The sequence below is a fragment of the Kitasatospora sp. NPDC096077 genome, from assembly GCF_040303245.1.
GTDB lineage: Bacteria > Actinomycetota > Actinomycetes > Streptomycetales > Streptomycetaceae > Kitasatospora.
On record NZ_JBEOSV010000063.1, the window covers coordinates 37,531 to 44,822 of the forward strand.

Genomic DNA, 7,292 nt, shown 5'->3' on the forward strand with positions numbered 1-7,292 from the left:
CTGACCAGGACGACAGCGTGGTCTCGGTGCTGCTCGGCAACGGGGACGGCACCTTCCAGTCGCCCGCACCTTCCCGACCGGCTCGCATCCGGACGCGGTCGCCCTCGGCGACTTCCGGGGCACCGGCACGCTGGATCTGGCGGTGGCGAACCTCGGCGACTTCGGGGACGGCAGCGTCTCGCTGCTGCTGGGCAACGGGGACGGCAGCTTCCAGCCGGCCCGCACCTTCCCGACCGGCGCCAACTCCAACCCGGCCTCGATCGTGTTGGCCGACTTCGGCGGCAGCGGCCACCTGGACCTCGCGGTGGCCCTGGACGGGGTCAGTGAGGTGGCCGTCTTCCCCGGCAACGGGGACGGCACGCTGGGCACCCCGACGGACTACTGGGTCGGCGGCGTCCCGGTCTCGGTGGCGGTCGGCGACCTGCGCCGGGACGGCCGGTTGGACCTGGTGCTCGCCGACGCGGAGCAGTCCGCCAAGGTGCTGCTGGGCAACGGGGACGGCACCTTCGGCCCGGTCCACGCCTACCCGGCGGGCAGCGGGCCGGTCTCGGTGACGGTGGGGGACTTCACCGGGCGCGGTCGGGACGACCTGGCGCTGGCGACCGGTGACAACTCGGTGGCGCTGCTGCGCGGGCGCGGGGACGGCGGCTTCCGGGCGCCGGAGTTCTACCCCACCGGGTCCGGCCACTACTCCACGCCGGACCGGGTGGTGGCCGGGCGGTTCACCGGCGGCTGGGCGCTGGACCTGGCGGTCACCAACGCGCAGGACGACACCGTCTCGGTGCTGCTGAGGCGCTGGTGAGCTGTTGCGGGGCGTCGGTGGCCCGGGTCTTGAGTTCAAGTTGACTTCAAGTTCTAGTGTCCGTGGTGCGCGGCCGGTCAGGCCGCGCACCACACGCGCAGCAGGCGCGCATCACGTGCAACGATCCCGGGGAGCAGAGTCATGGGCATCACCACCGCGGAGTTCGCCGTTCTGGAGGAGCGGGTCCGGATCCTCGTCGACCGGGCCGACATCACCGGTCTCATCGACGGGTACCTGATGAGCCTCGACACCGAGCCCTTCGGCGGCGGCCGGTTCGACGACGCGTGGGCCCGGCGCTACTTCACCCCCGACGTGCGGATCACCTCGCCGGTGGGGCAGCACCAGGGCATCGACGGGCTGGCCGCGTCGGAGCAGGCCACCATGGGGAAGTTCGAGCGGACCCAGCACGTCGGCGCCAACTACATGATCGACCTCGACGGCGACCGGGCCGGGGTGCGCTGGAACGCGATCATGACGCACGTGCACCTCGCCTCGACGCAGGAGGCTCGGGGCGGGCAGCCCGGCGGCCACTTCGACGTCGGCGGCACCTTCACCGGCGAGGCGGTGCGCACCCCCGAGGGCTGGCGGCTGCGCAGTCTGGACGTGCGGGCGGTGTGGACGACCGGGCAGGGGCCGCTCGTGCTGACCCCCAAGGCCGAGGACACCCTGCGGGATCTGCGGGGGGAGTAGCGTTCACTCTCATTCCATTGCAATGAATGGGGCGGGCCGCGTTGCATTCCCGGCAGAATCGTTGCAATGATTTGGCGCCTCTGAGCTGCAGAGATTGGGAGTTATTGCAACTTCAGCGTTGCCCAGACTTCGAACGCAACGTAGCGTTTCTGTTGCTGGAAAGCGGCGGGCCGAGTGGTCCGCGACGCGGAAACGAAGGAGCGCACGATGCAGAAGTTCGCCACCCCCACCCCGGTCTCGGTCGTCCTGGACATCCCCGCGGGCCTGATCCGGCTCATCGCCTCGGACCGGGCGGACACCGTCGTCGAGGTCCGGCCGGCAGCCGCCGGGAAGAGCCGCGACGTCAAGGCGGCCGAGCGGGTCGAGGTCGGGTACGCCGACGGCGTGCTGCGGGTCCGGACCCCGGAGGCGGAGAACCGGCTGATCGGCAACTCCGGCTCGGTCGAGGTCACCGTCCAACTGCCCGCCGGCTCCCGGGTGGAGGCCACGGTCGCACTGGGCGAGTTCCGGGGCGTCGGCCGGCTCGGCGACGTCACCCTCAAGGCCGACCAGGGCACCGTCAAGCTCGACGAGACCGTCGGCGCCCGGATCGACCTCCAGGCCGGGGACGTCACCGTCGGCCGGCTCGGCGGCTCCGCCGAGATCCGCACCCTGAAGGGCGACCTGCGGATCGCCGAGGCCGTCCAGGGCGCCGTCACCCTGCGCACCGAGTACGGGAGCATCGACCTCGGCGCGGCCCGTGGGGTCTCCGCCGCCCTCGACGCCGGCACCGGCTACGGCCGGATCGAGAACGCGCTGCGCAACGCCGACGGCACCCCCGGCCTGACCGTCCACGCCACCACCGCCCACGGCGACATCACCGCCCGCAGCCTCTGACCGGCACGCCACCCCACGCCGGCATTCGCGGAAGAAGGAACGACGATGAGCGTGATCGAGCAGGGCCGTCCCGAATTCGAGCAAGGCGGTCCCGAACTCCAGCAGGCCGCACAGGAGTTCATCGCCGCCGGGTTCGCCGGTATACAGCTGCGGGTGCGCGGGGAGGCCGGTGAGTGGGCCGGCAGCGCCGGGATGCGCGAGCTCGGCGCAAGCGAACCGCCGTCCACCGAAGGGCTGTTCTGGATCGGCAGCACGACGAAGACCTTCGTCGCCGCCCTGGTGCTGCACCTGGTGGCCGACGGCGTGATCGGGCTGGACTCCACAGTTGCCGAGCACCTGCCCCGGTTCGGGTTGGACGGGCGGATCACCGTACGGATGCTGCTCCAGCACACCAGCGGCGTCTACAACTGCACCGGCGAGCTCGACGAGCACGGGGAGTTCGTGCCCGGGCTGCCCTCGATCGGCAAGCCGTGGGTGGAGAACCGGTTCCACAGCTACCGGCCGGACCAGCTGGTCGAGTTCGCGCTGGCCAGGCCGGCCCGGTTCGAGCCGGGGGCGGACCAGAGCTACTCCAACACCAACTACACGCTGGCCGTGCTGCTGGTCGAGGCGCTGAGCGGGCGGTCCTACGCCGAGGAGATGCGGCGGCGCGTCCTGCAGCCGCTCGGCCTGCGGGACACCCTGGTCCCGGGCGACCTGAGCGAGCTGCCCGGCCCGCACGCCCACGGCTACTACCGCTACCAGGACGGCCGGGAGTGGACGGTGGTGGACGTGTCGCGGCAGAACCTCTCGCTGCTGTGCGGCGCCGGGGACATGATCTCGACCACCCGCGACCTCCAGGTGTTCTTCGGCGCCCTGCTCGGCGGCCGGCTCCTGCCGGACGCACTGCTGGCGCAGATGCGGACGCCGCACGGACCGCTCGGGTACGGACTGGGCCTGTTCGTCCAGGAGTTGGGCCCGGAGAGCGGGAACGCCACCATCGTCCACCACAACGGCGGCGCCCCGGGCGGCTACGGCGCACTGATGATCGCGACCCCGGAGGGAGAGCGGATCCTGACCGCAGGACTGACCACGGGCGACGCGGACTCGGATCCGGCGCAGACCTTTCCGGCGGCGCTGGACCGGCTGATCAAGGCGGTTTTCTGAGGTTGAGTGTGATGTAACGGGGAGGGGGGAATGTGTTGGGGCCTGGATTCAGCAAAAAGTTGGTATGACAAACGTAAAAAGCAATCTAGGCTGTGGGCGCTCACACATTTTCTTCGCATGAATCAGGTTTCGCTCGATGAAGCTGCCCAAGGCCTCCGCCGTCATCGCGGCCGCCGTGCTGGCCCCCGCCGTCCTCTTCCCGTCCGCAGCCGCGGCTGCCGGCGGCCCGCGGCCCACCGGGCTCTCCAGCCCCGACACCGCCTCCGACCAGCCCGACGAGGCCGGGGACCATGGTACGAGCGAGCAGGAGAAGCGCGACCGGGCTGAGGTGGCGCGGATTCTGGCTGACAAGGAGTCCGGGCCGGGTGTACGGGAGGCCGGGGAGAAGGCGCTCGCCGGGGATGCCGCCGCAGTGCGGCACTTCCTGGAGAAGGAGTTGGCCGAGCAGCGGTTCGTCGACAACCGGGTGCGGGTTTCCCAGGTCATCAACAATGCCGGGCCGGTGCTGAGGGAGGCCGCCAAGGCGGTTCTGCGGCACGGCACGGCCGCTGAGCTGGAGAAGTTCCTCAAGGAGGGACAGTTCAAGGCTCGGGCGGAGGATGAGGACCGGGCTGAGGTGGCGCGGATTCTGGCTGACAAGGAGTCCGGGCCGGGTGTGCGGGAGGCCGGGGAGAAGGCGCTCGCCGGGGATGCTGCTGCGGTGCGGCACTTCCTGGAGGTCGAGTTGGCCGAGCAGCGGTTCATCGACAACCGGGTGCGGGTTTCCCAGGTCATCAACAATGCCGGGCCGGTGCTGAGGGAGGCCGCCAAGGCGGTCCTGCGGCACGGCACGGCCGCTGAGCTGGAGAAGTTCCTCAAGGAGGGACAGTTCAAGGCTCGGGCGGAGGATGGGGATCGGGCTGAGGTGGCGCGGATCCTGGCGGACAAGGAGTCCGGGCCGGGTGTGCGGGAGGCCGGGGAGAAGGCGCTCGCCGGGGATGCCGCCGCGGTGCGGCACTTCCTGGAGGTCGAGTTGGCCGAGCAGCGCTTCGTCGACAACCAGGTGCGGGTCTCCCAGCTGATCAACAATGCCGGACCGGTGCTGAGGGAGGCCGCCAAGGCGGTCCTGCGGCACGGCACGGCCGCTGAGCTGGAGAAGTTCCTCAAGGAGGGACAGTTCAAGGCCCGCGCCGAGGACGAGGCCGCGGCCGCCCGCAAGGGCGGTACGGACCGCACCCCGGACCCGGCCGGGCAGACGCAGGCGGACCCGCAGCCGCAGCCGGGCCAGGGGGTCAAGCCCGTCGCAGTGACCGCTGGTGCCGGTGCCGGTGACACCTCCGGCGCCGTGGTGTCGGCCGGTCATGCCGGTCAGCTGGCCGCCACCGGCAGCGAGGGTCTCGGCTGGGAGGCCGGCGGCGCGGCCGCCGCCCTGGCCGCAGGTGCGGCGCTGGTGGTCGCCTCCCGCCGCCGCTCCACCGAGGACTGACCTGCTCCGACGAATCCCCGGGCACCGTTCGATCGGTGGCCGGGGATTCTTCAATTCCTGTCCGGCGTGCGCCTGTTAGCGTGGACGCATGGACGATCTTGAAGGTGTGGTCTGGCCGCCCGAACCGATCAGGACCGAGCGGCTCGTGCTCCGTGTGCCCGAGGCCCGGGACCGGGCGACGTTCATCGACCTGCACGCCTCGCCGGAGGTGCACACCTACCTCGGTGGCGCCCGGGCGCGGGACGAGCTGGAGCGGCTGGTGCCCGAGGAGCCCGAGGGGTGGCCCGGGAACTTCGTCGTCGAGCTCGACGGGACGATGATCGGACAGGTGCTGCTGAGGAGGGCGACGGGCCACCAGCGCCCGGCGGCCGACGGGAAGGCCGACCTCGGCTACCTGTTCCTGCCGCAGGCGTGGGGGCGCGGGTACGCCACCGAGGCGTGCACGGCGGCGCTCGACTGGTTGGCGGGCGCCCTGCCGGGGGAGCCGGTGGTGCTCACCACCCAGAGCGCCAATCTCGGATCGATGCGGCTGGCCGAGAAGTTGGGGTTCGTGGAGGTCGAGCGCTTCGAGGCCTGGGACGCCGAGCAGTGGCTCGGCATGCGGGCGCCGGTTCGCTAGGGCGGACCGGGCGCTCACTGCCTACGCGCAGGAAGTCGACCCCGTCGACTTCCTGCGCTCGCCGTGATGCCGGAACAGCTGCCGTGAACCTGTCGTTCCCGACTCCCCGTTGGCATGAATGAGCCAATCGGCTCACGGAGGTCGCCCGCGCCGGACTTCAGCGGTCGACCGCCGGTCAACGACAGTCGCACCGGCAGCGGATTCCGCTCGACGGGTGGTCACGCCCGCCCGGCCTCGGGATCCTGCTGCGCCACCACCGCCGACTGGTAGCTCAACAGGAACAACTGACACATGGCAGTCCTCTCACCCGTACGTCGACTCCTCCGCCGAATCGTCGCCGGCACCGTGGCCCTCGTGGCCGCCGTCGGCGTGTCGCAAGGCCTCTCCGCACAGCCCGCCCAGGCCCTCCCCACCGGCCTGTGGACGTTGGTTGACTGGGACATCAGCAACCTGACCTCGGACACGTGCAGTTGGTCGGCAAGTCTGGCCTACAACGACATGATCAGCACCGTCCGGAACGTCTCGGGCCAACCCATCGGCAACGGAATGTCCGACAGCGTCACCACCACCGAGCACGGCCGCTACATCGAGGTCCGTCTGATGGATCACGGTGCGAACCGACTGTCGATCCTCCTGCGGGCCGACAACCTGTACATGGACGGCTTCATCAACGCCTACGGCCGCTTCGTCTTCAGGGGCACCAACACCGCGCCCCTGGCGACCGCGCTGCTGAGCAGGTACCCGAACACCCCCACCCCGATCACCTTCCCCGAACTTCCGTGGAACGAGAACTACAACTCGTTCTCCAGCGACAGCTGGCGCCGGAACACCCCGTTCACCGCGCTCCGCTCGCAGGTGAACACGCTCATCGACATGCAATCGTCCCCCCGGTCGGGGAACGCGCAGGGAAACAGCGTCGCCCAGGCGCTCACCCAGCTGGTCGCCGCGACCTCGGAGGCAGCCCGGTTCCCGTGGATCCAGCGCCGGATCGCGAACACCATCGGCAATGGCGGGGACTATGACACGAACGGCCTGCAGACCACGCTCGGCCCGTTCGGGGCCGAACTGGAGAACAACTGGAGTACCCTCTCCGTCCTGCTCCGCCTGAACGCCGCAGGCCGGACCGGCGCCCCCGTCACCGTCGACGGTCGGATCTACCGGAACCACACCGACATCGAACTCGGGAACTCGAACGTCGCCGCGCCCGCGATCGGCCCGATGCTGACGCTGGGATCGGTTCCGCTTCCCTAACCGACGCCCGGACCGCCCACCGGGGTTCCCCGGTGGGCGGTCCGCTGCGGTGCCGCGGTCAGGCGGTGAGGTGGTCGAACTCGCCGGCCTTGGCGGCGGTGAGCAGGGCGTTGAGCTTGGCGCGGGTGGTGGTGACGATGGTGGTGGGGTCGTCGGACTCGCGGAGGTAGACGCGGGCGCCGTCAGAAGCGATTTCAAGGCAGTTGGTTTTGGTGCCGCTGAAGCTCGACTTCTGCCAGTTGAGCTGATCCATGTTCACTCTCCCGGCTTGTGAGGGTTAGGGCGCGATCACGGAGAGGCCCGCGGGGCAGCGTTGACTGCCCCGCGGGCTGGGCGCAGGTGGTTAGGCGGTGAGGTGGTCGAACTCGCCGGCCTTGGCGGCGGTGAGCAGGGCGTTGAGCTTGGCGCGGGTGGTGGTGACGATGGTGGTGGGGTCGTCGGAC

7 protein-coding genes and 1 pseudogene are annotated in these 7,292 nt (G+C 70.5%); 7 read left to right on the forward strand and 1 reads right to left on the reverse strand.

Translation table 11 applies throughout. The features are described 5' to 3' along the window. Window positions 1–121 precede the first annotated feature (121 nt). The 7 genes and pseudogenes from ABTZ03_RS34825 to ABTZ03_RS34855 form a co-directional block, all read left to right on the forward strand. Window positions 122–802: pseudogene (locus ABTZ03_RS34825) on the forward strand (FG-GAP repeat domain-containing protein); the annotation flags it as partial. Window positions 803–943: 141 nt separating this feature from the next. Beyond that, complete coding sequence (locus tag ABTZ03_RS34830; protein WP_350517171.1) at window positions 944–1,492, forward strand: nuclear transport factor 2 family protein; 549 nt, start codon at window positions 944–946, stop codon at window positions 1,490–1,492. Window positions 1,493–1,699: 207 nt separating this feature from the next. Further along, entirely contained in the window at window positions 1,700–2,368 is a 669-nt protein-coding gene (locus tag ABTZ03_RS34835; RefSeq protein WP_350517172.1) for a DUF4097 family beta strand repeat-containing protein, read from the forward strand. Between the two features lie 45 nt (window positions 2,369–2,413). Beyond that, entirely contained in the window at window positions 2,414–3,514 is a 1,101-nt protein-coding gene (locus tag ABTZ03_RS34840; RefSeq protein ID WP_350517173.1) for a serine hydrolase domain-containing protein, read from the forward strand. A gap of 136 nt (window positions 3,515–3,650) precedes the next feature. Then, window positions 3,651–4,979, forward strand: a complete 1,329-nt coding sequence (locus ABTZ03_RS34845; protein ID WP_350517174.1) for an ALF repeat-containing protein — start codon at window positions 3,651–3,653, stop codon at window positions 4,977–4,979. Window positions 4,980–5,067: 88 nt separating this feature from the next. Beyond that, window positions 5,068–5,598, forward strand: a complete 531-nt coding sequence (locus ABTZ03_RS34850) for a GNAT family N-acetyltransferase (RefSeq protein WP_350517175.1) — start codon at window positions 5,068–5,070, stop codon at window positions 5,596–5,598. Between the two features lie 291 nt (window positions 5,599–5,889). Continuing rightward, on the forward strand, window positions 5,890–6,849 hold the full coding sequence (locus tag ABTZ03_RS34855; protein WP_350517176.1) for a ribosome-inactivating family protein: 960 nt from the start codon (window positions 5,890–5,892) through the stop codon (window positions 6,847–6,849). 58 nt (window positions 6,850–6,907) lie between these two features. On the opposite strand, the gene ABTZ03_RS34860 is transcribed toward ABTZ03_RS34855, so the two are convergent. Then, entirely contained in the window at window positions 6,908–7,102 is a 195-nt protein-coding gene (locus ABTZ03_RS34860; RefSeq protein ID WP_350517177.1) for a DUF397 domain-containing protein, read from the reverse strand. Window positions 7,103–7,292 lie beyond the last annotated feature (190 nt).

Coding starts and splice junctions, on each gene's coding strand:
- ABTZ03_RS34830 (WP_350517171.1), top strand. CDS start 944: ATGGGCATCACCACCGCGGAGTTCGCCGTTCTGGAGGAGCGGGTCCGG.
- ABTZ03_RS34835 (WP_350517172.1), top strand. CDS start 1,700: ATGCAGAAGTTCGCCACCCCCACCCCGGTCTCGGTCGTCCTGGACATC.
- ABTZ03_RS34840 (WP_350517173.1), top strand. CDS start 2,414: ATGAGCGTGATCGAGCAGGGCCGTCCCGAATTCGAGCAAGGCGGTCCC.
- ABTZ03_RS34845 (WP_350517174.1), top strand. CDS start 3,651: ATGAAGCTGCCCAAGGCCTCCGCCGTCATCGCGGCCGCCGTGCTGGCC.
- ABTZ03_RS34850 (WP_350517175.1), top strand. CDS start 5,068: ATGGACGATCTTGAAGGTGTGGTCTGGCCGCCCGAACCGATCAGGACC.
- ABTZ03_RS34855 (WP_350517176.1), top strand. CDS start 5,890: ATGGCAGTCCTCTCACCCGTACGTCGACTCCTCCGCCGAATCGTCGCC.
- ABTZ03_RS34860 (WP_350517177.1), bottom strand. CDS start 7,102: ATGGATCAGCTCAACTGGCAGAAGTCGAGCTTCAGCGGCACCAAAACC.